This window comes from Micromonospora qiuiae (assembly GCF_016863555.1).
Taxonomy (GTDB): domain Bacteria; phylum Actinomycetota; class Actinomycetes; order Mycobacteriales; family Micromonosporaceae; genus Micromonospora; species Micromonospora qiuiae.
Window position 1 is genome coordinate 1 of the sequence record NZ_BOPC01000008.1, and the last position, 1,237, is coordinate 1,237.

The window sequence follows — 1,237 nt, forward strand, 5'->3', positions numbered from 1 at the left end:
TCGGCCGGTCGGCTCGCACACGCCCACCTCAGGCGGGCTGGCGAAGACAGCGCTGCCGTACCTCGACGCCGCCGGTTCCGAGGTGGCGCAGGTCTACGTCGGTAACTCCCGTGGGTGGGCGACACCGGCCGGGAACCCGGCCCAGGACACCCTGTTCCGCGACGGCTGCGCCGAGCGGGGGGCGGTGGTCTATATCCACGCGTCGCTGCTGGTCAACCTGGGCTCCCCGACCGCCGCGACGGTCGAGCGCTCGGTGCAGACCCTCGACCACGCGCTGCGTCGCGGGGCCGAGATCGGGGCACGCGGGGTGGTCTTCCACGCCGGCAGCGCAGTGGACGCCGGGCACACCGAGGCGGCGATGCGGCAGGTACGCGAATCGCTGCTGCCGCTGCTGGACTCGGCCGCCGCCACCGGTGGTCCGATGCTGCTGGTCGAGCCGAGCGCGGGTGGCGGCCGATCGCTGGCCAGCCGGGTGGAGCAGTTGGGGCCGTACCTCGACGCGGTGGATCGACACCCGTGGCTCGGTGTCTGCTTCGACACCTGCCACGCCTGGGCGGCCGGGCACGATCTGGCCGCCGAGGGCGGCATGACCGAGACACTGGACGCCCTGGTGGCCACCGTCGGCGCGGACCGGCTGCGGCTGGTGCACGCCAACGACTCGAAGGACCTGTGCGGCTCGACCCGTGACCGGCACGAGAACATCGGCAAGGGCATGATCGGCGAGCCTGCCTTCGCCGAGTTGATGCGCCACCCGGCCACCGCTGGCGTACCGATCCTGGTGGAGACCCCCACCGAGCGCCACGAGGGTCACGCCGCCGACATCACCACCCTCCGCCGCCTCGCCCCCTGACTAACCCCCGCTGCCCCGCTGCCCCGCTGCCCCGATCTTGCACTTTTGGTCGGCCTTATGCCCCTTCTTTAGGGCTTAGAGAGACCGGCAGGTAGGCGAGGTCGGGATCCAGGCGTGGTGATGCTGTGCCTCGGATGATGGGCGGCGGCGCGGGATGCGGCATGTCGGGGTGTTGGGGCTGATCGGGTGGGCACCAGTTGCGGCATGTTGGGGTGCGCCGTCCGGTGAGCGGCGCGACTTGCGGCATGTTGGGGTGTGCGGGCCCCTTGATGCCGCGAGTTGCGGCATCTGGTCCGCAGACCACGAGTTGCGGCATCTCGTCCGCAGACCACGAGTTGCGGCATCCTGCGCGACGGTGCCGGATGAAAGCGCCTCAAAGCTGATCGA

The 1,237-nt window shown here is 71.1% G+C and carries 1 protein-coding gene; it reads left to right on the forward strand.

From position 1 onward, the window contains the following. Window positions 1-850, forward strand: an 850-nt coding sequence (locus tag Vqi01_RS02605; RefSeq protein WP_239098129.1) for a deoxyribonuclease IV, incomplete at its 5' end; no start/stop codon positions are given. Window positions 851-1,237 lie beyond the last annotated feature (387 nt).